Annotated in this window: 20 protein-coding genes; 13 read left to right on the top strand and 7 right to left on the bottom strand. The window is 67.4% G+C overall.

What is annotated here, in order from left to right:
* The first annotated feature begins 7 nt into the window (after window positions 1-7).
* The 4 genes from dmpG (at window position 8) to DIE23_RS09605 (ending at window position 4,403) form a co-directional block, all read left to right on the top strand.
* Window positions 8-1,027 (top strand): 4-hydroxy-2-oxovalerate aldolase, encoded by a 1,020-nt coding sequence (gene dmpG, locus DIE23_RS09620; RefSeq protein WP_124611901.1) that lies wholly within the window; start codon window positions 8-10, stop codon window positions 1,025-1,027.
* Window positions 1,028-1,116: 89 nt separating this feature from the next.
* Window positions 1,117-2,373 (top strand): 3-(3-hydroxy-phenyl)propionate transporter MhpT, encoded by a 1,257-nt coding sequence (gene mhpT, locus DIE23_RS09615; RefSeq protein ID WP_124611900.1) that lies wholly within the window; start codon window positions 1,117-1,119, stop codon window positions 2,371-2,373.
* 69 nt (window positions 2,374-2,442) lie between these two features.
* Window positions 2,443-3,318: an alpha/beta fold hydrolase gene (locus tag DIE23_RS09610; RefSeq protein ID WP_124611899.1), complete on the top strand. Its 876-nt coding sequence runs from the start codon at window positions 2,443-2,445 to the stop codon at window positions 3,316-3,318.
* A gap of 260 nt (window positions 3,319-3,578) precedes the next feature.
* The gene (locus DIE23_RS09605) at window positions 3,579-4,403 is read left to right on the top strand and encodes a 3-keto-5-aminohexanoate cleavage protein (RefSeq protein ID WP_124611898.1); all 825 of its coding nucleotides are present in this window, start codon (window positions 3,579-3,581) and stop codon (window positions 4,401-4,403) included.
* A gap of 79 nt (window positions 4,404-4,482) precedes the next feature.
* On the opposite strand, the gene hcaR is transcribed toward DIE23_RS09605, so the two are convergent.
* Entirely contained in the window at window positions 4,483-5,376 is an 894-nt protein-coding gene (gene hcaR / locus DIE23_RS09600) for a DNA-binding transcriptional regulator HcaR (RefSeq protein WP_124611897.1), read from the bottom strand.
* A gap of 124 nt (window positions 5,377-5,500) precedes the next feature.
* Here hcaR and hcaE point away from each other — a divergent pair, with 124 nt between their 5' ends.
* The 7 genes from hcaE to DIE23_RS09565 all read left to right on the top strand — a co-directional run bounded on the left by hcaE (window position 5,501) and on the right by DIE23_RS09565 (window position 12,228).
* Entirely contained in the window at window positions 5,501-6,856 is a 1,356-nt protein-coding gene (gene hcaE, locus DIE23_RS09595; protein ID WP_124611896.1) for a 3-phenylpropionate/cinnamic acid dioxygenase subunit alpha, read from the top strand.
* Window positions 6,853-7,395, top strand: coding sequence for a 3-phenylpropionate/cinnamic acid dioxygenase subunit beta (gene hcaF / locus DIE23_RS09590; RefSeq protein ID WP_124611895.1), 543 nt, complete (start codon window positions 6,853-6,855; stop codon window positions 7,393-7,395). Before hcaE ends, hcaF begins: the two co-directional genes overlap by 4 nt.
* A gap of 2 nt (window positions 7,396-7,397) precedes the next feature.
* A complete protein-coding gene (gene hcaC / locus DIE23_RS09585) occupies window positions 7,398-7,718 on the top strand; it encodes a 3-phenylpropionate/cinnamic acid dioxygenase ferredoxin subunit (RefSeq protein WP_124611894.1) in 321 nt (106 codons plus the stop codon).
* Window positions 7,715-8,536 carry a 3-phenylpropionate-dihydrodiol/cinnamic acid-dihydrodiol dehydrogenase gene (hcaB, locus tag DIE23_RS09580; protein ID WP_124611893.1) on the top strand — a complete coding sequence of 274 codons (822 nt, stop codon included), beginning with the start codon at window positions 7,715-7,717 and terminating at the stop codon, window positions 8,534-8,536. The genes hcaC and hcaB overlap by 4 nt, the downstream gene beginning before the upstream one ends.
* Entirely contained in the window at window positions 8,520-9,770 is a 1,251-nt protein-coding gene (gene hcaD / locus DIE23_RS09575) for a 3-phenylpropionate/cinnamic acid dioxygenase ferredoxin--NAD(+) reductase subunit (RefSeq protein ID WP_260436012.1), read from the top strand. The genes hcaB and hcaD overlap by 17 nt, the downstream gene beginning before the upstream one ends.
* 245 nt (window positions 9,771-10,015) lie before the next feature.
* On the top strand, window positions 10,016-10,738 hold the full coding sequence (locus DIE23_RS09570; protein ID WP_124611892.1) for a response regulator transcription factor: 723 nt from the start codon (window positions 10,016-10,018) through the stop codon (window positions 10,736-10,738).
* Window positions 10,735-12,228 carry a HAMP domain-containing sensor histidine kinase gene (locus tag DIE23_RS09565; RefSeq protein WP_124611891.1) on the top strand — a complete coding sequence of 498 codons (1,494 nt, stop codon included), beginning with the start codon at window positions 10,735-10,737 and terminating at the stop codon, window positions 12,226-12,228. Before DIE23_RS09570 ends, DIE23_RS09565 begins: the two co-directional genes overlap by 4 nt.
* A 36-nt stretch (window positions 12,229-12,264) precedes the next feature.
* Here the strand turns inward: DIE23_RS09565 and DIE23_RS09560 are convergent, their stop codons facing one another.
* Window positions 12,265-13,365 carry an AraC family transcriptional regulator gene (locus DIE23_RS09560; protein WP_124611890.1) on the bottom strand — a complete coding sequence of 367 codons (1,101 nt, stop codon included), beginning with the start codon at window positions 13,363-13,365 and terminating at the stop codon, window positions 12,265-12,267.
* A 318-nt stretch (window positions 13,366-13,683) separates the two neighbouring features.
* Between DIE23_RS09560 and DIE23_RS09555 the strand changes: the two genes are divergently transcribed.
* Window positions 13,684-15,318 carry an AMP-binding protein gene (locus tag DIE23_RS09555; RefSeq protein ID WP_124611889.1) on the top strand — a complete coding sequence of 545 codons (1,635 nt, stop codon included), beginning with the start codon at window positions 13,684-13,686 and terminating at the stop codon, window positions 15,316-15,318.
* Window positions 15,318-16,478 (top strand): AraC family transcriptional regulator, encoded by a 1,161-nt coding sequence (locus DIE23_RS09550; RefSeq protein WP_124611888.1) that lies wholly within the window; start codon window positions 15,318-15,320, stop codon window positions 16,476-16,478. Before DIE23_RS09555 ends, DIE23_RS09550 begins: the two co-directional genes overlap by 1 nt.
* A 190-nt stretch (window positions 16,479-16,668) precedes the next feature.
* Here DIE23_RS09550 and pntB read toward each other — a convergent pair whose 3' ends face one another.
* From pntB to DIE23_RS09525, 5 genes are all read right to left on the bottom strand, one after another.
* A complete protein-coding gene (pntB, locus tag DIE23_RS09545) occupies window positions 16,669-18,081 on the bottom strand; it encodes a Re/Si-specific NAD(P)(+) transhydrogenase subunit beta (RefSeq protein WP_124611887.1) in 1,413 nt (470 codons plus the stop codon).
* Window positions 18,082-18,094: 13 nt separating this feature from the next.
* A complete protein-coding gene (locus DIE23_RS09540; RefSeq protein WP_124611886.1) occupies window positions 18,095-19,696 on the bottom strand; it encodes a Re/Si-specific NAD(P)(+) transhydrogenase subunit alpha in 1,602 nt (533 codons plus the stop codon).
* A gap of 462 nt (window positions 19,697-20,158) precedes the next feature.
* Window positions 20,159-20,749, bottom strand: coding sequence for a dimethylsulfonioproprionate lyase family protein (locus DIE23_RS09535; RefSeq protein WP_124611885.1), 591 nt, complete (start codon window positions 20,747-20,749; stop codon window positions 20,159-20,161).
* A gap of 187 nt (window positions 20,750-20,936) precedes the next feature.
* Window positions 20,937-22,166, bottom strand: coding sequence for a Xaa-Pro peptidase family protein (locus DIE23_RS09530; protein ID WP_124611884.1), 1,230 nt, complete (start codon window positions 22,164-22,166; stop codon window positions 20,937-20,939).
* Between the two features lie 121 nt (window positions 22,167-22,287).
* Window positions 22,288-23,418, bottom strand: a complete 1,131-nt coding sequence (locus DIE23_RS09525) for a hybrid-cluster NAD(P)-dependent oxidoreductase (protein ID WP_124611883.1) — start codon at window positions 23,416-23,418, stop codon at window positions 22,288-22,290.
* Window positions 23,419-23,941: the final 523 nt, after the last annotated feature.

The following is a 23,941-nucleotide window of genomic DNA, read 5'->3' as shown; positions in this document are numbered from 1 at the left end:
AACGGCGATGAGCAAGAAACTGTATATCTCCGACGTGACGCTGCGCGACGGCAGTCACGCCATTCGACACCAGTATTCGATCGCGAACGTGCAGGACATCGCACGTGCGCTGGATCGCGCCAAGGTGGACAGCATCGAGGTCGCGCATGGCGACGGCCTGCAAGGGTCGAGCTTCAACTACGGCTTCGGTGCGCATAGCGATCTCGAATGGATCGAGGCGGTCGCGGACGTTGTCGAACACGCGAGGATCGCGACACTGCTTTTGCCGGGCATCGGCACGATTCACGACCTGAAGGCCGCGTACGACGCCGGCGCGCGCATCGTGCGTGTCGCGACGCACTGCACCGAGGCGGATATCTCGAAGCAGCACATCGAATATGCGCGCGAACTCGGCATGGACACGGTCGGCTTCCTGATGATGAGCCACATGACGACGCCGGAGAAGCTGGCCGCCGAGGCGAAGAAGATGGAAAGCTATGGCGCGACCTGCATCTACGTCGTCGATTCCGGCGGCGCGCTGACGATGTCGGACGTGCGCGACCGGTTCCGTGCGGTGAAGGCGGTGCTGAAGCCCGAAACGGAAACCGGCATGCACGCGCACCACAACCTGTCGCTCGGCGTCGCGAACTCGATCGTCGCGGTGGAGGAAGGCTGCGACCGGATCGATGCGTCGCTCGCTGGAATGGGCGCGGGCGCCGGCAATGCGCCGCTCGAAGTGTTCATCGCGGCGGCCGAACGGATGGGCTGGAACCACGGCACCGATCTCTACACGCTCATGGATGCCGCCGACGACATCGTGCGACCGTTGCAGGACCGTCCGGTGCGCGTCGACCGCGAAACGCTCGCGCTCGGCTATGCGGGCGTGTATTCGAGCTTCCTGCGTCACTCGGAAGCGGCCGCGAAGAAGTACGACATCAGGACCGTGGACATCCTCGTCGAACTGGGCAAGCGCCGGATGGTGGGCGGCCAGGAAGACATGATCGTCGACGTCGCGCTCGATCTGAAGAAGCGTGGCGAGGCCGCATAGGAACGGACGGCAGGACCGCGCACGTCGCGGTCCGATACATGACAGCCGCCGGCAAGAGCGGTCTGCATATCAATCATTGGAGACTTTGGATGAATACGTCACGAAAGGAAGGCGATACCGCGCGAAATGGACGCACGGGACACGCGACGATCATGTTGTGCCTCGCGATTGCGTTGCTCGAAGGGCTGGATCTGCAATCGGCGGGGGTGGCCGGCCCGCGCATGGCGAAGGAGTTTTCGCTCGCCGTCGCGCAGATGGGCTGGGCGTTCAGCGCGGGCGCGCTCGGCCTGCTGCCGGGCGCCGCGCTCGGCGGCCGGCTGGCCGACCGGTTCGGTCGCAAGCGCGTGCTGATGTGGTCGGTCGCGATGTTCGGCCTGTTCTCGCTCGCGACGACGCAGGTCTGGAGCTTCGAGAGCCTGCTCATCGCGCGGTTGATGACGGGCTGCGGGCTCGGCGCCGCGATGCCGAACCTGATCGCGCTGTGCTCGGAAGCGGCGGGCCCGCGGCAGCGCGGCACGGCGGTCGGCGCGATGTACTGCGGGATGCCGTTCGGCGCGGCGATCGCCGCGGTGATCGGCATCGCGAGCGCAGGCGATGCGAATTGGCGTCACGTGTTTTACGTCGGCGGATTCGGACCGCTCGTCATGGTGCCGCTGCTCGGGATGTTCCTGCACGAGTCGCGGCAGTTCGTGGCGACCCGGTCGACCGTGGCTGGCCATGTCGCCGGCCTGCCCGGCGTGAGTGACGCGCTGTGGCGACACGGCCGCGCGCGTACGACCATCGCGCTGTGGATCAGCTATCTCGGCACGCTGGTCGTGCTGTATTTCCTGATGAACTGGCTGCCGTCGATGGTGCTGTCGCGCGGACTGACACGCGTGCAGGCCAACGTCGTGCTGATGATGTTCAACATCGGCGGTGGCATCGGGGCCGTCGCGATCGCGACGCTGATGGACCGCTTCGGACGGCGCGGCACGGTGATCGGCATGTATGTCGGCGTCGCCGTCGCGTTGACCACGCTGGCGAGCGCGGGTGGCGCGACGTCGATGGCGACGGGCGGTTTGCTGTGCGGGCTGTTCCTCGTCGGCGGCCAGTCGGTGCTGTATGCGCTGGCCGGCCATGCGTATCCGACCGAAGTGCGCGGCACGGGCGTGGGTGCGGCCGTCGCGGTGGGGCGGCTCGGTTCGATTCTCGGGCCGCTGGTGGCAGGGCAGTTGTTCGCGCTCGGTCAGAGCCCGTCGATGCTGGTGTCGGCGAGCATCCCGCTGATCGTGATCGCCGCAGTGGCGGCATTGACGGTGGTGGGCGCGTTCGCGCAGCAGCGCACGGGCGAGCCGCAGCGCGTGTAGCGATTCGGGCGGGCCGCGCGAGCGCGGCCCGCGATCGAGATCATTCATTTTTTCGGAAAGGACATCATCATGACTGCGACGACATCACCGATCACGGAAGCGTCGACGAGCCAGTTTGCACGCGTGAAGGACGGCGACCTCGAACTGCGGATTCACTATAACGACACGGGCGCCGGCCCGACCGGCGAGACGGTCGTGATGCTGCACGGTTCGGGCCCCGGCGCGAGCGGCTGGGCGAACTTCAACCGTAACGTCGAGCCGCTGGTCGCGGCCGGCTATCGCGTGATCCTGATGGACTGCCCGGGCTGGAGCAAGAGCGATCCGGTCGTCTGTGCGTCGTCGCGCTCGGAACTCAACGGCCGCGTGCTGAAAGCGCTGCTCGACGTGCTCGATATCGAGCGTGTGCATATTCTCGGCAATTCGATGGGTGGGCATGGCGCGGTTGCATTCGCGCTCGGCAATCCGGAACGTGTCGGCAAGCTGGTACTGATGGGCGGCGGCACGGGCGGGCCGAGCAACTTCGCGCCGATGCCGACCGAGGGCATCAAGCTGTTGCAAGGCCTGTATCGGGAACCGACGATCGAGAACCTGAAGCGGATGATGAACGTGTTCGTCTACGATGCGAGCGCGCTCACCGACGAGCTGATGAAGGCGCGCCTCGACAACATGCTCGCGCGGCGCGATCACCTCGAGAACTTCGTGAAGAGCCTCGCGGCGAATCCAAAGCAGTTCACCGACTATGGTCCGCGGCTGGGCGAAATCGCGGCGCCGACGCTCGTCATCTGGGGGCGCGACGATCGCTTCGTGCCGATGGATATCGGGCTGCGGCTGATCGCCGGGATGCAGAACGCGCAGTTGCACGTGTTCAACCGGTGCGGACACTGGGCGCAGTGGGAGCATGCGGACGCGTTCAACCGGATGGTGGTCGATTTCCTGCGGCATTGAACCCCGCCATGCGAGACGCTGGCCGTTTCACGTAGCGAATAGTGCCGGTAGTGGGTTTGCAGGCCGACGGAGGCAAGCGCAGCGCATCAGGCCTCCTCGCCGACGGGCTTGCCGCGGATCGCCCTCGGCGGGCGTCGACGGCAATCGATACCCCCTCCGTATCGTTTGCAGACCCAATCGGTATTAGACGAAGGCAGGCGGCCGCCCATACGATGCACCAGGAAACACCGCGTCCCCCTACCCAATCTACTGAGATCACGATGAACAAGCCTTGCATCATTTCCGTTGCGATCACGGGATCACTGCCGCGCAAGAAAGACAATCCGGCTGTGCCGATCACGGTGAACGAGCAGGTGGAGTCGACCCAGGCGGCATTCGAAGCCGGGGCGAGCCTGGTTCATCTCCACGTACGCAACGATGACGAAACGCCCACGTCAAATCCGGATCGTTTCGCCCTGGTGCTGGAAGGCATCCGGAAGCACGCGCCCGGCATGATCACCCAGGTGTCTACCGGTGGTCGCTCCGGGGCCGGCAATGAGCGAGGTGCCATGTTATCCCTGCGGCCTGACATGGCATCCCTGGCAACCGGCTCGGTCAATTTTCCGACCCGGGTCTATGACAATCCGCCGGACCTGGTCGACTGGCTGGCCGCCGAAATGAAAGCCTACGGCATCAAGCCCGAAGTCGAGGCCTTCGACCTGTCGATGATTTTCCAGGCCGCAGCCATGCAGGCGGCGGGCGCGATCGTCGGTCCGCTGCACATTCAGTTTGTCATGGGCATCAAGAACGCAATGCCCGTCGATCGCGAAGTGCTCGAATTCTACGTCCGTACCCTCGAGCGCCTTTCGCCCGATGCGACCTGGACCGGCGCCGGCATCGGTCGCCATCAACTGACGATGGCTCGCTGGTCTCTCGAACTCGGGGGGCACTGCCGCACCGGGCTCGAGGACAACGTGCGCATGGACAAGAATACGCTCGCCCCATCCAATGCCGCGCTCGTGCGCCAGGTTGCCGAGCTTTGCGAGGCTTATGGTCGCCCCGTCGCGACCGCGGCCCAGGCTCGCGAGATCCTGAATCTGGGCTGAACGGCATTTCCGCACCGCGCACGACCGTTCAGCGCCCCGCGTGCGATGCGCGCGCGGTCTTCACGTCCGTGCGCAGCGCTCAGCCGGGGCGCCGGAATGGCGCACGGCGCATCAGGTCGACCAGGGCGTCGAGTTCCCGCGAATGCGGCTCGGCGCGCGTGACCATCAGCAGGTCGATATCGGGTGCCGGATTCGCAAGGGGGCGGCAGCACAGCGATTCTCCCGCGAGCGCCTCGACGTACGCGGGCAGCAGCGCGACGCCGAGCCCCATTCCGACGAGGTTCAGGTTCAACAGGATGTTCGTCGCGACCTGCACGACATCCGTCCTGATCCGGTGCGCATCGAAGTACCGCCCGACGATATCGTACAGCTGGCCCGCATAGTCCGGGTTGGTCTGGATGACCGGCTGGCCGTCGAGCATCGATGGTTCGATGCACGCATGCGCGGCGAGGGGGTGACCGGCCGGCATCAGCACGATGAGCGGCTCGGTCAGTACGACTTCGGCGCGCAGCTCCGGATGGTGCACGGGCCGGCGCATGAACGCGATGTCGATGTCGCCGCGCAGCAGCGCGTCCTCCTGTTCCATCGTCGTCAGGCTGCGTAGTTCGACATGCACGCCCGGAAACTGCATCCGCAGCTTGGGCAGGATCGCGGGGAAGATCGCCACTTCCGCCGCGGGCACGAAACCGATCTTCACGGTCAGCGCCTGCTGGTGGCCGGCCTGCCGCGCGCGGGCGACCGCGCGATCGGCCTGTGCGAGCACGAGCCGTGCTTCCGCGAGAAACACGCGACCGGCTTCGGTCAGCTCCACCTTGCGCTTCGATCGTTCGAGCAACTGCGTGCCGATCTCGTTCTCGAGATCGCGGATCTGCTGGCTCAGCGACGGCTGCGCGGTATGGAGCCGCTGCGCGGCACGCGTGAAGTTCAGCTCGTCGGCGACGGCCACGAAATAGCGCAGATGTCGGAGTTCCATTCGGGTTTCATCGTCAAAACGTCTAACGGCAAACAAACAAACTATTTCACAAGAAATGGCCGACCGACGATCATCGTCGCGTGCCTGTCCGTATGGAACGGATGGTGCCACGGAGGAGACACAAATGACAGAGAAGCTTGACATCGACGCCCTCGTCGACGCGCGCAACGGGCGCGTGACGTCGTCGATCTATACCGACCCGGCGATCTATGCGCTGGAGCTCGAACGCATCTTCGGCCGCTGCTGGCTGTTCCTCGCGCATGTCAGCCAGATTCCGAAACCCGGCGATTTCTTCAATACGTACATGGGCGAGGATCCGGTCGTCGTCGTGCGGCAGAAGGACGGCTCGGTGAAGGCGTTCCTCAACCAGTGCCGGCATCGCTCGATGCGCGTGAGTTTTGCCGACTCCGGCAACACGCGCTCGTTCACGTGCCCGTATCACGGCTGGTCGTATGGCACCGACGGCGCGCTGATCGACGTGCCACTCGAGGCGCGCGCGTTTCCGCAGGGCCTGTGCAAGCAGCACCTGGGGCTGCAGGAAGTGACGCGGATCGCGATCTACAAGGGACTTGTGTTCGGCAATTGGGATGCCGACGCGCCCGATCTCGGCACGTACATGGGTGACATCGCGTGGTATCTCGACGGTGTGCTCGATCGTCGCGAGGGCGGCACTGAAATTGTCGGCGGCGTGCACAAGTGGGTGATCGACTGCAACTGGAAGTTTCCCGCCGAGCAGTTTGCGAGCGACCAGTATCACGCGCTGTATTCGCACGCGTCGGCGGTCGAGGTGCTCGGTGCGAAGGCGGACGGCGGCGGCAAGGCGCTCGGCGCCGGGCAGACCGCGCGCCCCGTGTGGGAGACGGCGAAGGACGCGTTGCAATACGGGCAGGCAGGCCACGGCAGCGGCTTCTTCTTCACCGAGCAGCCGGACGCGAACGTGTGGGTCGACGGCGAGGTGTCGCAGTACTTCCGCGACACGTATGACGAAGCGAAGGCGCGCGTCGGCGAAGTGCGCGCACGGCGACTCGCGGGGCACAACAACCTGTTCCCGACGTTGTCCTGGCTGAATGGCACCGCGACGTTGCGTGTGTGGCATCCGCGCGGCCCGAATCAGGTCGAGGTATGGGCATTCTGCATCGCCGACAAGGACGCATCGGACGAGGTGAAGGCTGCGTTCGAGCGCAGCGCGACGCGCGCGTTCGGTCCGGCCGGCTTCCTCGAGCAGGACGACTCGGAGAATTGGGTCGAGGTGCAGAAGGTGCTGCGTGGCAGCCGCGCGCGCAAGACGCAACTGTGCATGGAAATGGGTCTCGGCGGCGAGCGCGTGCGTACCGACGGCATTCCGGGCATCACCAACTACATCTTCTCCGAGACGGCCGCGCGCGGGATGTATCGCCGCTGGGCCGACCTGCTGCTGTCGGAGCGCTGGGACGAGGTCGAGCAACGCACGCGCGAATACGAACAGGAGCTGATGAAATGAGCGACGCCGCCACGATCGAACGCGCGCCGGTGACGCTCGCGCTGCATCACGACATCACGCAGTTCCTGTACCGCGAGGCCGAATGCCTCGACGCATGGCGCTTTCGCGACTGGCTCGCGCTGCTGAGCGACGACGTGCGGTACACGATGCGCACGACCGTCAACGCGCAGACACGCGACCGACGCAAGGGCGTGCAGCCGCCGACCACATGGATCTTCAACGACACGAAGGCGCAGCTCGAACGGCGCATCGCGCGGCTCGAAACGGGCATGGCGTGGGCCGAGGAGCCGCCGTCGCGCACGCGGCATCTGCTCTCGAACGTGCGGGTCGAACCGGCGGACGCGCACGGCGAGTACGACGTTCAGGTCAACTATCTGCTGTACCGCTCTCAGAAGGAGCGCGACGAGACGTTCTACGTCGGCGCGCGCCGCGATCGCGTGCGGCGTGGGGACGATCTCGCCGGCTGGCAGGTTTGCCGCCGCGAGATCGTGCTCGACCAGGCGGTGTTGTCTTCTCATAACCTGAGTGTACTTTTCTGATCATGGCTCGAATTCTCGTAGGCCCCGTCGAGTCGCTTGCCGAGGGCGACGCGACGCGGGTGGAAGGTGCGCACGGCGCGATCGCGGTATTTCATGCACAGGGCGCGTACTACGCGCTGTCGGATCGATGCAGCCATGGCAACGCGTCGATGTCGGATGGTTATGTCGAGGACGACGCGACCGTCGAATGCCCGCTGCATGCCGCGCGTTTCTGCCTGAAGACCGGCGCGGCGCTGTGCCAGCCCGCGACGGATGCGTTGCGCACGTTCCCGGTCGTCGTCGATGCGGGTGCGCTGTACGTCGACGAACCGGAGGGCGCATGAGCTGGCTCGATGGCGAAGTCGCGCTGATTACCGGCGGCGGGTCGGGCCTCGGGCTCGCGCTCGTCGAGCGTTTTCTCGACGAAGGCGCGCATGTCGGCGTGCTCGAACGCTCGGTGGACAAGGTCGATGCATTGCGCGCGCGGTTCGGTGCGGACGTCGAGGTCGTGCATGGCGACGTGCGCGTGTACGCCGATAACCGGCGCTCGGTCGACGCGACCGTCGCGCGCTTTGGCAAGCTCGATGCATTCGTCGGCAACGCGGCGCTGTGGGATCACGGCGCAAGCCTGCTCGACCTGTCGCCCGAGCGGCTCGACGCAGGCTTCGACGAGTTGTTCGCGGTCAACGTGAAGGGCTATCTGCTCGGCGCGAAGGCGGCGGCCGACGCGCTGGTCGCGTCGCAGGGAAGCATGATCTTTACGCTGTCGAACGCGGCGTTCTACCCGGGCGGCGGCGGCCCGCTGTATACCGCGAGCAAGCATGCGGCGACCGGGCTGATCCGCGAACTCGCGTACGAGCTTGCGCCGCACGTGCGCGTGAACGGCGTCGCGCCGTGCGGGATGGCGAGCGACCTGCGTGGTCCCGACGCGCTCGGGCAGTCGCAGCAACGCATCATGGATACGCGCACGCCGGAAGCGATCGCCAGCATCCTGCCGCTGCAGTTCTTTCCGGCCCCGGCCGATTTCACCGGACCGTTCGTGCTGCTCGCGTCGCGCGCGAACAACCGCACGCTGTCCGGCGTGATGATCCAGGCCGACGCGGGGCTCGGCATTCGCGGGATCCGGCATGTCGCGGGAGGGCTGCATGCATCACGCACGTGAAGCGGACGATGTGGCGATGGCGGGCGCCTGCGTGATCGTGGGCGCCGGGCAGGCCGGTGCGACCGCCGCGGCCGAGCTGCGGCGGCGCGGCTTCGACGGGCGCATCGTGCTGATCGGCGACGAGCCGCACCTGCCGTACGAGCGGCCGCCGCTGTCGAAGGACGTGTTGCTGAAGCCCGACGATGCGCGAGTTGCGCTTCATCCGGCGACGTTCTATGCCGACCAGCGAATCGAGTTGCGGCTCGGCACGCGCGTTTCGGCGATCGATCCGGCGCAACACACGCTGACGTTCGCCGACGGCACGTCGCTCGGGTTCGGCAAGCTGCTGCTGGCGACCGGCGCGCGGGTGAGGAGGCTGCCGATGCTCGACCGGCTGGGTGCTGGCGTGCATACGCTGCGTACGCTCGACGATGCGCACGCATTGCGCCGTGCGCTGCGCGACGGCACGCGGCTGCTGATCGTCGGCGGCGGCGTGATCGGGATGGAACTGGCATCGAGCGCGGTCGAACTCGGTGCGCGGGTGACCGTGATCGAGCAGGCAGCCGACGTGATGGCGCGTTGCGCGCCGCTGCCGGTGCGCTCGCATCTGCTCGCGCTGCATCGCGCACGCGGCGTCGACGTGTTGATCGGACGTCGGCTGGTAGACGCGGCGCGCGCGGGTGACGGGTTCGCTCTGAGGCTGGAAGACGGCACGACCGTGTCCGGCGACGCGATCGTCTACGGGATCGGCGTCGAACCGGACGACGCGCTCGCACGGGACGCCGGCCTGCGCACGGACGGCGCGATTCTCGTCGACGCCGCGTGCCGGACGTCGCACGCGGACATCTTCGCGGCCGGTGACAACACGGCCGAAGCCGACCCGTGCGGCACCGGGCACTTGCGCCGCGAAAGCTGGGACAACGCGAATCGACAGGCCGCGCGGGCGGCCGCGGCGATGCTCGGCGCGCCGGATGACTCGCCGCATGTGCCGTGGTTCTGGACCGATCAATGCGGCGTGAACGTGCAGTTCGCAGGCGACATGATGGCGCCCGAGTGGATCGAGCGCGGTGATCTCCCTGGATCCGTCTGCGTGCTGTTCGGGTTGCGCGACGGCGTCGTGACGGCTGGTGTGACGCTCAATCGCGGGCGGGACATGCGTAGCGTACGTACCCTCATCGAGCGACGTGCCGTGATCTCGCCGGACGTGCTCGGCGATCCCGCACATGACCTTCGCGCGCTGGCGAAGGATGCGTGAGGGCGTGCGGGTGCGGCCCGCTCATGGGGCTGGATCGGAAAGCCTTGCGGCCGTTGGCCCACGGCACGGACACGATGCAAACTTAAACGAAATGTGACCCCTGCCACCGGCAAAATTTTGCACAATGGCGACAGCGCGGCGTTGCGCCGCGATTCGCCCCGGGCAGGCCGGCTTTCCGGACCCTGGCCGGCCAGAACCGCCGTTCGAGACCGAAGACTGCCACCGCCGTGCCGCCGCCGACCGCCATGGACCACCCGAAACGCATCCTGATCGTCGAAGACGACGCCGACATCGCCGACGTGTTGAGCCTGCACCTGCGTGACGAACGCTATGAAGTCGTGCACAGCGCGGACGGCACCGAAGGCCTGCGCCTGCTCGAACAGGGCAACTGGGACGCGCTGATCCTCGACCTGATGCTGCCGGGCGTCGATGGCCTGGAAATCTGCCGGCGCGCCCGCGCGATGGCACGCTACACCCCGATCATCATCACGAGCGCGCGTTCGAGCGAGGTGCACCGGATTCTCGGCCTCGAACTCGGCGCCGACGACTACCTGGCGAAACCGTTCTCGGTGCTCGAGCTCGTCGCGCGGGTCAAGGCGCTGCTGCGGCGCGTCGACGCGCTCGCGCGCGATTCGCGGATCGACGCGGGCACGCTCGACATCGCCGGGCTGTCGATCGACCCGATCGCGCGGGAAGCGAGCGTCGACGGCACGCGCATCGACCTCACGCCGCGCGAGTTCGACCTGCTGTATTTCTTCGCGCGACATCCGGGCAAGGTCTTCTCGCGGATGGACCTGCTCAATGCCGTGTGGGGTTACCAGCACGAAGGCTACGAACATACGGTGAACACCCACATCAACCGGCTGCGCGCGAAGATCGAGGCCGATCCGGCCGAGCCCGTGCGGATCCTCACCGTGTGGGGCCGCGGCTACAGGCTCGCCGCGCCGGACCAGCGGGACGCGCAATGAAACTGACCCTCACCCAGCGGCTGTCGTGCGTGTTCGCGGTGCTGCTCCTCGCGTGCTCGGGTGCGTCGGCGTGGCTGCAGATCCGTGCGAACGACATGCGCGAGAAGGAAGTCGTGCAGGGCCTGTCGCGCGATCTCGCCGCGCACATCGCGGGCAGCACGCCGCTGATGGACGCGAACGGGCTGCGCCCGGACGCCGTGCGCACGCTGTTCGGCCAGCTGATGGGCGTGAACCCGAGCGTCGAGGTGTACCTGCTCGACAACGCCGGGCGCATCAAGGGCGACGACGCGCCGCCCGGCCACGTGAAGCGCGACCGCGTCGATCTCGCGCCGGTGCGGCGCTTCATCGCGGGCGAGCCGCTGCCGATCCTCGGCGACGATCCGCGCAGCTCCGACGCGCGCAAGGTGTTCAGCGCCGCGCCGCTGCAGCGCGCGGGCCAGCCGCCGTCCGGCTATATCTACGTGGTGCTGCTCGGCGAAGCGCACGACCGGCTGGCCGCGCGCGTCGACGCCGGCAACGTGCTGCGCACGACGCTGTGGTCGATGGCGGTCGTCGCGCTGCTCGGCCTGCTCGCGGGCCTGACCGCATTCAGCTTCATCACGCGCCCGCTGCGCCGGCTGACCGATGCGATGCGCCGCTTCGACGCGAACGGCGCGCCCGACACGCAGCCGCCGGTGCCGCACTCGCCGCCGGGCCGGCGCGGCGACGACATCGCGGTGCTCGAATCCGCGTTCGCGCAGATGGCCGACCGGATCGGCGACCAGTGGCGCGCGCTGACGCACCAGGACCAGCAGCGGCGCGAACTGATCACGAACATCTCGCACGACCTGCGCACGCCGCTGACGTCGCTGCATGGCTATCTGGAGACGCTGTCGCTGAAGTCCGACACGCTCGCCGAGGCCGAGCGCCGCCGCTACCTGTCGATCGCGCTCGCGCAGAGCACCAAGGTCGGCCGGCTCGCGCAGGCGCTGTTCGAACTCGCGCGGCTCGAATCGGGTGGCGTGCAGGCCGAGCGCGAGCCGTTCTCGGTCGTCGATCTGGTGCAGGACGTATTCCAGAAGTTCGAACTGGCCGCGCAGTCGCGCGGCATCGCGCTGCATGCGCGCATCCCGCCGCGCGTGCCGGTCGTGTCGGCCGATCTCGGGATGATCGAGCGCGTGCTGACCAATCTGCTCGACAACGCATTGCGGCACACGCCGCCGCACGGCGAAGTCGAGGTCGCGCTGACGCCGCGGGACGATCGCGTGGTCGTGACCGTGTCGGATACCGGCGAAGGGATTCCGCTGGCGCGGCGCGCGGGGCTGTTCCAGCGGCCGCAGCGGCCGATGAGCGGCGGCGCGGCGACGAGCGGCGGGCTCGGGCTGCTGATCGTGCACCGGATGCTGGCGCTCAACGGCAGCGGCATCCGGCTCGTCGATCGGGACGGGCGCGGCGCGGTGTTCGAGTTTGCGCTGGCGGTGGCGTATCCGGCGGCCGGCGACGCGCGCTGAAACCGGCGGCGCCGCGCGCTCGCCAACGCGTGGCGCTTACCCGCCGCGCTTGCGCCGCACGTCGCTCGGCGTCGTGCCGGTCCAGCGCTTGAACGCGTGGCGGAACCCGACCGCATCGCTGAAGCCGAGCGTCAGCGCGATGTCCTCGGTGCTGAGCGTGGTGGTGGTCAGGTAGTCGATCGCGAGCGCCTTGCGCACGCTCGTCAGCAACTCGCTGTACGACGTGCCTTCGGCGTCGAGCTTGCGGCGCAGCGTGCGCGACGTCATGCACAGCGTATCGGCGATCGCGTCGATGTCCGGAAACTGCCCGGGCGTGCGCGTGAGTTCCTGGTAGACGCGGCGCGTGACGCCGGCCTGGCTGCGCAATTCGTCGAGCACGCGCGCGCAGTGCGACGACACCTGCGCGGCGGTGATCGGGTTCGCGAGCTGCGGTGCGCGTGCGAGCCAGGCGGCCGGGTAGCTCAACACATGGTGCGGCTGGTCGAACGCGATCGGGCATTCGAGTGCGTCGGCGAGCTGGGCCGCATGCGCCGGTTCCGGTTGCGCGAACTGCGCGCGCGCCGGCACGCACCATGCACCCATCACGTCCTTGATGATCGTCACGTGCAGCGCGAACTGCATGTCGATCAGGAAGCGGTACAGCGGCAGGTCCGGCCCGGGCAGCGCGGCTTCATGCGGATCCGGGAACAGCCACGACGCGGTGTCGCCCTGTTCGACCCAGCGGATCGCGAGCATCCCGTTCGCGAGCTGGTGATATTTGACGGCGGAATCGAACGCATGCGCGAGCGATTCCGAGCACAGCATCGCGTAGCCGTACATCCCGTAGCTCGACGCATGCAGCCGGCGGCCGACGCGCACGCCGAGATCGGTGCCGTCGTAGCGGCCGATCGCGTTGCGCGCGGCGGTCAGGAACTGCAGCGGCGACGTGAGCGTGAACGGGTCGGCGACGGCCTCCGGCGACAGGCCGGTGCCGTCGAGCACGGCGGCCGGGTCGAGGCCGAGTTCCTGCGCGACGCCGACGAGCACGGCCAGCTTGGCCGGCGAGAAGCGCTTCTCGCGCCACGCGTGGGCAAGCGGCGCGTCGGGCAGCGGGGCGGCGCCGGCGGCCGTCGGGTTCAGGAGCGCACTGCGCGGCATGGGGTTCTGTGTCCGATTCGATACCGTTCCGGGTTCGCGATTCTGCGCCGGAACGCGCGAGGGCGCCATAGGGTTCACCCTGATGCGCATGGGCGTGCGCGGCCCGACACGGATGAGCCGATGCCCGGCCGGAAGCGGCGGCAGGCCGCCCGCCGCGCGTTCGCGTGTCCGTTTCGATCATCTTTTCGACCGCCCGGATCATTTTCAAAGCACCTTGGGCGGGCGATAGTCACCGGTCAGGCGACGGCCTGCGCCCATCCGGTGCGCGGGCCGCCGTGCGAACGGCGCTGCCCGGCGCCGTCCCCCGAGGAGCAGGACATGACGAAGAGACACTGGATCGGCTCGTACGGCACGATCCCCGCCGAGATCGATGCCGATCGCTTTCCTTCCGTAACCGCGCTGCTGGACGACGCGATGCGTCGCTTCGCCGAGCGCCCCGCGTTCCGCGCGGTCGGCCGCACGCTGACCTACGCCGACGTCGACCGCCTGTCGGCCGCGCTGGCCGCGTACCTGCAGCAGGTCGTGGGCGTGCGCAAGGGCGACCGCGTGGCCGTCATGCTGCCGAACGTGCTCGCGTTTCCGGTGGCGACTGTCGCGGTCGCGCGGCTCGGCGCGATCCAGGTCAACGTGAACCCGTTCTATACCGCGCACGAACTCGAACACCAGCTCAACGACGCGGGCGTCGAAGTGGCCGTGGTGTGCGGCGGCTCGATGGGCACGTTCGCCGACGTGGTCGCCAAGACGCGCATCCGGACCGTGCTGAGCGTGGGGCGCGGCGATCTCGGCGTCGTCGATGCGCCGGCCGGCGCGTGCGACGCGCTGCCGCCGGGCTCGATCCCGCTCGCGGACGCACTCGCCGCCGGCGAATCGCTCGCCTTCGAGCCGGTCGCGCTCGGCGGCGCCGACCTGTTGCTGCTGCAATACACGGGCGGCACGACCGGGCTGTCGAAGGGCGCCGCGCTGTCGCACCGCAACCTGGTCGCGAACATCGAGCAGTTCGCGGCGATCGTGCCGGCCGCACGGCAGCCGGGCGAGGAGGTCGTCGTCACGGCGATCCCGCTGTATCACATCTTCGCGCTGACGGTGAACTTCCTGTCCTACTTCGCGATCGGCGCGGAGAACTGGCTCGTCGCGAACCCGCGCGACATGGATGGCTTCATCGACGTACTGAAGGCCGCGCGGCCGTCGGTGTTCGTCGGCGTCAATACGCTGTACGCGGGGCTCGCCGGCCATCCGCGGCTGAAGGAAATCGACTGGTCGCGGCTGAAGTTGTCGGCCGGCGGCGGCGCGGCGGTGATCGACGTGATCTCCGCACGCTGGAAGGCGGTGACGGGCAATTTCATCCGCGAAGGGTACGGGCTGTCGGAAACGTCGCCGGTGGTCACGTTCAACCCGCAGTCGATCGACGCGTTCACGGGCACGACGGGCCTGCCGCTGCCGTCGACCGACGTGAAGCTGCTCGACGACCAGGATCGCGAGGTCGCGATCGGCGAAGCGGGCGAGATCTGCGTGCAGGGGCCGCAGGTGATGGGCGGCTACTGGCAGAAGCCGGACGCGAATGCGGTGGCGTTCACCGCGGACGGCTACTTCCGCACCGGCGACATCGGCGTGTTCGACGCGGCCGGCTTCCTGAAGATCGTCGACCGCAAGAAGGACATGATCATCGTGTCGGGCTTCAACGTGTACCCGAACGAGGTGGAAGCGGTCGCGACCGCGCTGCCGGGCGTCGCCGAATGCGCGTGCATCGGCGTGCCGGACGAGCGCACCGGCGAGGCCGTGAAGCTGTTCGTGGTGCTCGCGCCGGACGCGGCCGTGACGGAAGCGGAACTCGTCGCGCATTGCCGTGCGAACCTCGCGGGCTACAAGGTGCCGAAGCTGATCCGCCTGGTCGACCGGCTGCCGAAGTCGGCGGTCGGCAAGATCCTGCGCCGGGAACTCAGCCGCGCCGACTGATGGCGCCGAAGCGCCGCGCGCCCGGAAGCGCGCGGGCCGGCCCGCCGAACGCCCCGAAAACCCGGCACGGGCCGCTCAAGTACAATGCGAGCGGTTCGATCGACGGGGACGCGATGACCGGTTCAGATTCACCTTCCGCCCGGCCCGGGCGTGCGCTGCCGTCGCCGAGCGCGACGGTGCCGATCTCGCTCGTCAACGGTTTTCTGGCGAGCGCGGGCGCACGGCGCGACGTGGTCGAGCGCTACCTGCGCGGGGCCGGCATTCCGCTCGAACTGCTCGGCGAGCCGCATGCGCGCGTGACGGAAGAGCAGTTCTCGACGCTGTACCGCACGCTCGCGATCGACCTCGACGACGAGATGCCGGGCATCTTCTCTCGCCCGTTGCGCGGCGGCACGCTGAAGTACCTGTGCCTGAGCCTGCTCGATGCGCGCAACCTCGAAACGGCGCTGCATCGTTTCGGCCAGTTCTTCCATATCCTGCTCGACGACTTCTTCGTCGAATCGAAGCGCGACGACCTGGTCGCGCAGGTGCTGCTGCGGCCGAACCCGGCCGTGGGCCCGATCGGCGCGCTCGGCCAGGAGCTGATGCTCAAGCTCGTGCACGGCGTGTGTTCCTGGCTGATCGGGCAGAAGATCCCGCTGCTGCAGATCGAGTTCGCGTGCCCGCGGCCGCGTCATGCGGTCGAGCACCTGTACTTCTTCTCCGGCTCCGTGCAGTTCGATTGCGAACGCACGCTGATGCGCTTCAGCGCCGACTATCTCGACGCACCGATCCGGCAAAGCAAGCGCAACCTGCGCAAGTTCCTCGCGCGCGCGCCCGGCGACTGGATCTTCGAATCGTTCAGCGAACAGCTCGTGTGCCATCGCGTGCGGCAATACCTGTCGGCGGCGCTGCCCGACCTGCCGGTGATCGACCAGGCGGCCGAGCATCTGCATTGCTCGGTGCGCACGCTGAGCCGTCACCTGGCCTCGGAAGGCACGACGTTCCAGGCGCTCAAGGACGAACTGCGGCGCGACATCGCGATCCAGCGGCTCACCGACACGCTCGACACGATCGCGGCGATCGGCGCCGATATCGGCTTCGACGATCCGAGCGCGTTCCATCGCGCGTTCCGCCACTGGACGGGCAGTACGCCGGGGACTTACCGGCGGCGCGCGTAGCGCGGTTTGTTCAAGCCCGCTCCCATAACCGGCATCCTTCGTGCGATCCCATGGACGGCTCCCGTTCGTTTCGGTAGCGCGGATGTGCGTCGGCCCGTCACGCACTGCCGATGCGTGACGGGCCGACGGGTCATCGGGGCCGCGCGCTGCTGAAACGGGCTTGCCGCCCGCTCCACGCGCGTGGCCGCATTCAGGCTTTCAGTGCGCCGAAGATCTCGTTGAGCATCGACTTCGCATCGCCGAACAACATGCGGTTGTTGTCCTTGTAGAACAGCGGATTGTCGACGCCCGCATAACCGGACGCCATGCTGCGCTTCATCACGATCGACGTCTTCGCCTTCCACACTTCCAGCACCGGCATGCCGGCGATCGGGCTCGACGGGTCGTCCTGCGCGGCCGGGTTCACGATGTCGTTCGCGCCGATCACCATCGACACGTCGGCCTCGGGGAAGTCGCCGTTGATCTCGTCCATTTCCAGCACGATGTCGTACGGCACCTTCGCCTCGGCCAGCAGCACGTTCATGTGCCCCGGCATGCGGCCCGCGACCGGGTGAATCGCGAAACGCACGTCGACGCCCTTCTCGCGCAGCAGCTTCGTCAGTTCGAACACCGTGTGCTGAGCCTGTGCAACGGCCATCCCATAGCCGGGTACGATGATCACGCGCTTCGCTTCGCGCAGCAGCTCGGCCGTTTCCAACGCGCTCACCGCCACGGCCTCGCCGGCCGGCTGCGCGCCGCCGCTCGCTGCCGCCGGTGCGCCCGCGCCGCTGCCGAAGCCGCCCGCGATCACGCTGATGAAGTTGCGGTTCATCGCGCGGCACATGATGTACGACAGGATCGCACCGGACGAGCCGACCAGCGCGCCGATCACGATCAGCAGGTCGTTGCCGAGCATGAAGCCGGTGGCCGCCGCCGCCCACCCCGAGTAGCTGTTGAGCATCGACACCACGACCGGCATGTCGGCGCCGCCGATCGCCATCACCATGTGCACGCCGAACAGCAGCGAGATCACGGTCATCACGGCGAGCGGCAGCATGCCGTCCTGGATGCTTTCCGCATGCAGGAACGCGCGGCCGTAGTAGATCACGATCAGCAGCGCGGCCAGGTTCAGCCAGTGCCGCGCCGGCAGCAGCAGCGGCTTGCCGCCGATCTTGCCCGACAGCTTGCCGAACGCGATCACCGAGCCCGCGAAGGTGATCGCGCCGATCAGGATGCCGACGTAGATTTCCACTTCATGGATGGCCTTCTCGGCGCCGGTGAGCTGCAGCGACGTGTCGATATAGCTCGCGAAGCCCACCAGGCAGGCCGCGAAACCGACCAGGCTGTGCATCAGCGCGACCAGTTCCGGCATCTGCGTCATCTGCACCTTCTTCGCGGCGTACAGGCCGACGGCACCGCCGACGACCAGCGCGGCGATCACGTACGGAATGCCCGCGGCCGACACGCGCGGGCCGGCCACGGTGGCCAGCACGGCGATCAGCATGCCGATCATGCCGAGCAGGTTGCCGCGGCGCGCGGTTTCAGGGTTGGCCAGCCCGCCGAGGCTGAGGATGAACAGGATCGCGGCGCCGATATAGGAGACGGTAGTCAGGTTGGAAGTCATTGTTGTTGTCCCCTTATTTGCGGAACATCGCCAGCATGCGCCGCGTGACCGCGAAGCCGCCGAACATGTTGACGGCCGTGAGCGTGAGCGCGCCCACCGCGAGACCGAGGATCAGCCCGGACGGACGATCGCCGGCATTGGCCAGCTCGCCCAGCGGCGGCGCGACCTGCACGAGCGCGCCGATCGCGATGATCGACGAGATCGCGTTGGTCACGCTCATCAGCGGCGTGTGCAGCGACGGCGTGACGTTCCAGATCACCATGTAGCCGACGAAGCACGCGAGCACGAACACCGTGAAGTGCGACAGGAAGCTCGACGGCGCGAACTGGCCGACCAGCAGGAACGCCAGCGCGCCGATCGCGAACACGATCGCGAGCGCCTTGGCCGACATCGGCTCGCCGCTGTGGCCGTGTCCCTTGGACTTTGCGGGTGCGGCCGCCGCGGGCGCGGCTGCCGGGGGCTTCGGCGCGACGGCCGCCTGCTTGATCGGCGGCGGCGGCCACGTGACGTTGCCTTCCTTGATGACGGTGAGGCCGCGGATCGCGTCGTCGTCGAAGTCGACGTTGATCGTGCCGTCCTTGGCCTTGCACAGCTCCTCGATCACGCGCAGCAGGTTGGTCCCATACAGCGTGGACGACTGCCGCGACAGGCGCGACGCGAGATCGGTATAGCCGACGATGGTCACGCCGTGGCGCACGACCGCCTCGCCGGGCACCGTGAGTTCGCAGTTGCCGCCCTGTTCGGCGGCCATGTCGACGATCACGCTGCCGGGTTTCATCGACTGCACCATCTCGGCGCTGATCAGCTTCGGCGCCGGCTTGCCGGGGATCAGCGCGGTGGTGATGATGATGTCGGCATCCTTGGCCTGCTGCGCGTACATCGCGCGCTGTGCCTGCTGGAAGCCTTCGCTCATCACCTTCGCGTAGCCGCCGCCGCCCGAGCCTTCCTCTTCGTAGTCGACCTTGACGAACTCGCCGCCCAGCGACTTGACCTGGTCGGCCACTTCGGCGCGCGTGTCGTTCGCGCGCACGATCGCGCCGAGACTCGCGGCCGTGCCGATCGCGGCCAGGCCGGCCACACCGGCGCCGGCGATGAACACCTTGGCCGGCGGGATCTTGCCGGCCGCCGTGACCTGGCCGTTCAGGAAGCGGCCGAACGCATGCGCGGCCTCGATCACCGCGCGATAGCCGCTGATGCCGGCCATCGACGTGAGCGCGTCCATCTTCTGCGCGCGCGACAGCGTGCGCGGCAGCGAATCGATCGCCAGCACCGTGGCGCGCTTCGCGGCCAGCTGCTGCATCAGCTCGGGGTTCTGCGCGGGCCACACGAAGCCGATCAGCGTGCCGCCCTCGCGCATCAGCGCGACTTCGTCCGCGCTCGGCGGACGCACCTTGAACACGATGTCGCTGCCGGACCAGAGCTCGGCCGCGGTGGCGGCGATGCTCGCGCCGGCCGCGCGGTACGTGTCGTCGTCAAAGTTCGCGCCGGCACCGGCGCCGCTTTGGACGGCCACCGAAAACCCCAGCTTGATCAGTTTCTCGACCACCTCGGGCACGGTCGCAACGCGCCGTTCGCCGGTGGCTGTCTCCAGAGGAATCCCAATCTGTAATGTCATAGTGTGAAAGATGGGTGATGGCCATCGCGATGCGCTCGGGCCGGTGCGTCAAGGTACCAGAATCATGTGTGTGTTTAGTGGCTCGCGCGAGGGTTTGCGTTGTAAATAGTACGAGCGTTCGCTGGGAGCGAATAGAGTATGCCCCATAACAACGGCACCATCGAGGATGCGAACGCCTCGAACGCGTCTTCCGTTGCACTGTTGTGTTTTATCCACGCGCGAACCCTATCGCATCGGCCGAACGGAGGTTGACGAGGTGGTCGGACCGTCGCTTCAGCGGTGCGGCGTTGCTGCGTGAGCGGGGCGGCGCGTGGCGGGATCGCATGGGGTTCCCATCGCAGGCTTCCCTTGCGGGAGCCCATGCGCTAGACCGCGATCCGCAGCAATCCAGACCGACCGGTAGGTCAATGGCTTGCCGGTGACCGCAGGCGGCCCGGCCGGCACGACGCGTCGATCGTCAGATCAATTCAGCAGGCACCAGATCGCGAGGAACGGCGCGTCGCCGGAGCGCATCGCATGCAACCCGCCAGGTGCGTTGTGGATGCCGCCGCCGATCCCGGGATCGAACCATTCGCCGTATTTCTGCCGGAATTCACCGGCGGTCATGAGCACGTACGCTTCCTCCGGCGCGTGACCATGATCCGGATATCTGACGTGGGGCATCATCAACGAGAAGCCGAGCTGAATGTCGTCACGGCTTTCCGCGCCGCCGGGCCCGCAGATCATCCCGTTCACGTGCCCGTCGATGTAGTTCGGACTGCCGTCCTTTCCCGACGTGCGACGCGACCAGCCGACCACGGGCTCGAGCGACTTGATCAGTTGCGCGACGGTGGCGAACGTCGGGTTGACGCGCGCGACCGACTCGAGCGCCCGGTCAAGCCATTCGCATGCGGGGTATCGCACCGCGTTCCGCATGCCGTTATCCGACGTTTCCTGCAGCCGCGCGAATACCTTCGGTGCGAACGCACGCGCGGCAGGGGGAAGCTTGTCCGACTGAAACAGATCGCCGGCTATCCGGACGAAATCCGCGATGTTCTTCGGGCGTTCACTCATGCTGGTCTCTGCTCCCGCGGTCACTTGGCTTGATGAGACGAAAGTCTACGCAGAAACGCACGGGTCCGGATAGCGAAAAAGGCGGCCGATTTGGCACCGGCCGCCATGCACGCGCACGCGCCGCGGTTGCCGTCCGGCCCGCGCCGCGCGTCGCGCGTCGTTGGAAAGCGGGGCTTTCCGCGAAGCGTTACAGCCAGTCGGTTTCGAAGCTGCAGTCGGTCAGCGACACGCAGCCGTGCTCGGTCAGCACGACCTGCTGCTCGAGCTTGACGCCTTCGCGGCCGCCTTCCTCGCCGATGTAGCTTTCGACGCAGACCGTCATGCCGACCTCGAACCGGCCGTCGTAACCCGCGCTGTCCCAGTCGACCTGGTGCGCGATCGACGGATACTCGTCGACCATCCCGATGCCGTGCGCCAGGCAGCAGTAGCGGTTCTTCACGAACGGGTCGGGGATCTTCCATGCCTTTTCCGAGAACTCGCGGAACGTCATGCCGGGCCGCAGCAGATCCATGTTGAAATGGACTTGAGTGTAGGCATACGCATACAGCCTGCGCTGCTCGTCCGACGGGCGGCCGTCGCCGACGAGCCAGGTACGGGAGATGTCCGAGCAGTAACCGTTCGGCCCGACCATGTCGGTATCGAACGCGAGCAGGTCGCCCGCCTTGAGCACCCGCGACGAACACTCGTGCATCCACGGATTCGTCCGGTCGCCGGAGGCCAGCAGGCGCGTTTCGATCCATTCGCCGCCATGGCGGATGTTCTCGTAATGCAGGTTCGCCCAGATGTCGTTCTCGGTCAGGCCCGGGCGCAGTTCGCGCCGCATCCGCTCGATCCCTTTCTCGGCGGTGCGCAGCGATTCGCCGATCAACACGAGCTCGCCCGACGACTTGATGAGCCGGGCGGTTTCCATCAGCGCCTGACCGTCCGTCAGCGTGAGTCCGTGCTTCTCCAGGTAAGCGGTGCCGAACGGATCGAGCCGGTCGACCGCCAGGAAGCGCTCGCCCGGCGCGTGCTTGCGGAACACGTCGACGATCTCGGCGCCCCACGTCTCGGCGCGCTGCTCGGCATCGGGACCGGCGTTGAAGTAGGTCCAGCTGACCGCGCCGCGCAACTCCACATCGAGATCCAGGCCGTCCCACACGTGCTCGCTGCTGTGGAACTCCCACGCGACGATGCGGCCGGTGGCGAACACCATCACGTAGCGTGCGGGGTTGCGCCCGGCCCATACCTGCATGTTCGACGTATCGGTCGCGTAGCGAATGTTGACCGGGTCGTACAGCAGGATCGCCGGCACCTTGTGCGCGAGCAGCTGTTCCTGAACCCGGGCCAACCTGTATGCACGTACGTCGCGCAATACCGCATCCTTGCGATTCTGATCAATAGCACTGCTTAAATCGTGGAACTGGTCGACCGCCATACTGTGCCTCCTGGAATTGTTCTGAGGGTGCGTTTGCAGGGAATCTGGAGTGAGGGCGCCGGCGTGGTCCGGGCTCATGTGGAAAGGCCCGTGACCGCACCGCGCGCGCGTTTCCGCCGGACTAGAGCTCGAGCACGAGGTCCGATGTCGGGCGGCTGCAGCAGAGCAGCCGGAAGCCCTTCTGGACTTCCCGGTCGCGAATGCCGCCGTTGTGCTGCATGTCCACCGTGCCGTCGAGTACCTTGGTCTTGCACGTGCCGCAGATGCCCTGGCTGCAGGACGACGGAATCGCGAGGCCGGCCTTTCTCGCGGCCGACAGCACGGTGTCGGTGGCGTTCATCGTGAACGTCTTCGACGAGCGCGACAGCTTGACCGTGAAGGTCTCCGACGACGCTTCGGCAGCCGGGGCGGCCGGTTCCGGCGCGACGCCGGCGCCGATGTCGAAGCTTTCCTGGTGATAGCGCGCGGGATCGTGTCCGCCAGTGCGCAGCACGTCGCGTACCGCATTCATGTAGCCGGCCGGGCCGCAGGTGAAGGCTTCGCGCTCGGCATAGTCGGGCACCTGTTCCGCAAGCAGTTGCAGGCTGAGCCGGCCGATCGGTCCCGGCCAGTGCGCTTCGTCGCCGACGCCTTCACAGACGAAGAACGTGCGCAGGCGCGGCGACAGCGCCTCGAGCCGCTGCAGTTCCTTGCGGAACACGATGTCGGCGGGCGTTCGCGCGCTGTGGACGAACACGATGTCCAGGTCGAGCCCGAGGTCGATGCTCGCGCGCGTCATCGACATCAGCGGGGTCACGCCCGAGCCGGCGGACAGGTACAGCAGCTTGGCCGCGGGCGCTGCCGTCGGCGTGAAGCTGCCCGACGGGCCGTAGGCCAGCAGTTGGCTGCCCGGCTTCATGGTGTCGTGCAGCCAGTTCGACATGATGCCGCCGGGCACGCGCTTCACCGTGATGGACAGCAGATAGGGGCGGGTCGGCGGCGACGAGATCGTGTAGCAGCGCTCGACCGACTGGCCGTGGACGTGCGCCGACACCGTCATGAACTGGCCGGGTTCGAAGCGAACGGGCGAGCCGTCGCCCACGCGGAACTCGAAGGTTTTGACGTCGTGCGTCTCGTCGACGACGCGGCAGCACGTCAGCACCTGCTGTTCGCCGCTCGCCCAGGTTCTCCCGGTGTTGTCCCACGTGCCGGGATTGGAGAGACGGTCGTGTGCTTCGTGGGCGGGATCGAACAGGGTGTTGACGGAGTTCATGGCATCGCTTCCTTGGGGCGCGTCGCACGTTCGACGTGCACGCTGTCATTCGCGAAAGCCGGGCTTCGATCACGGGCCGGTAGCGCCTCGTTCCGATGGCGCGCTCCGTATCCGGATTGCCTTCGCTGTGCGCCGAGTATTGGCGTGCACTAAAACAGCGTCAATGCGCTTTATTTTCCGGGCGCCATTACATTAGGTTATGCGTGACGCGTGTCCGCGCGGCCATTGCCGCGGCGGCAACGATCGGAATATTGCCGCGATGGATTTCGTTCGCGATGGTGCGATGCGAGCCGGCGGAACGGATGAGGCTGCCTCGCGTTTGCCGCAGGCGGCGCGCGCCGCAATCGATAGGTCGATGCGTTCCTGCTATGGGGCAGTCGCCATTGCCGCCCGATTCCCGTCAAGAAATGGCGTGCCAGCCGAATCGGGTGTCCAGAGAAGAGTGTTCCTCTAACATCCGGGCTGGGACGACACTGATTCCGGTTCCGACGGCCCCGGCAGGCATGGCGTTGCCGGTCGATCG

Origin of the sequence: Burkholderia sp. Bp9143, from assembly GCF_003853645.1 — a bacterium.
GTDB lineage: Bacteria > Pseudomonadota > Gammaproteobacteria > Burkholderiales > Burkholderiaceae > Burkholderia.
Note: the sequence above shows the minus strand (reverse complement) of the source record. Positions and strands in the feature narration are given on the sequence as shown.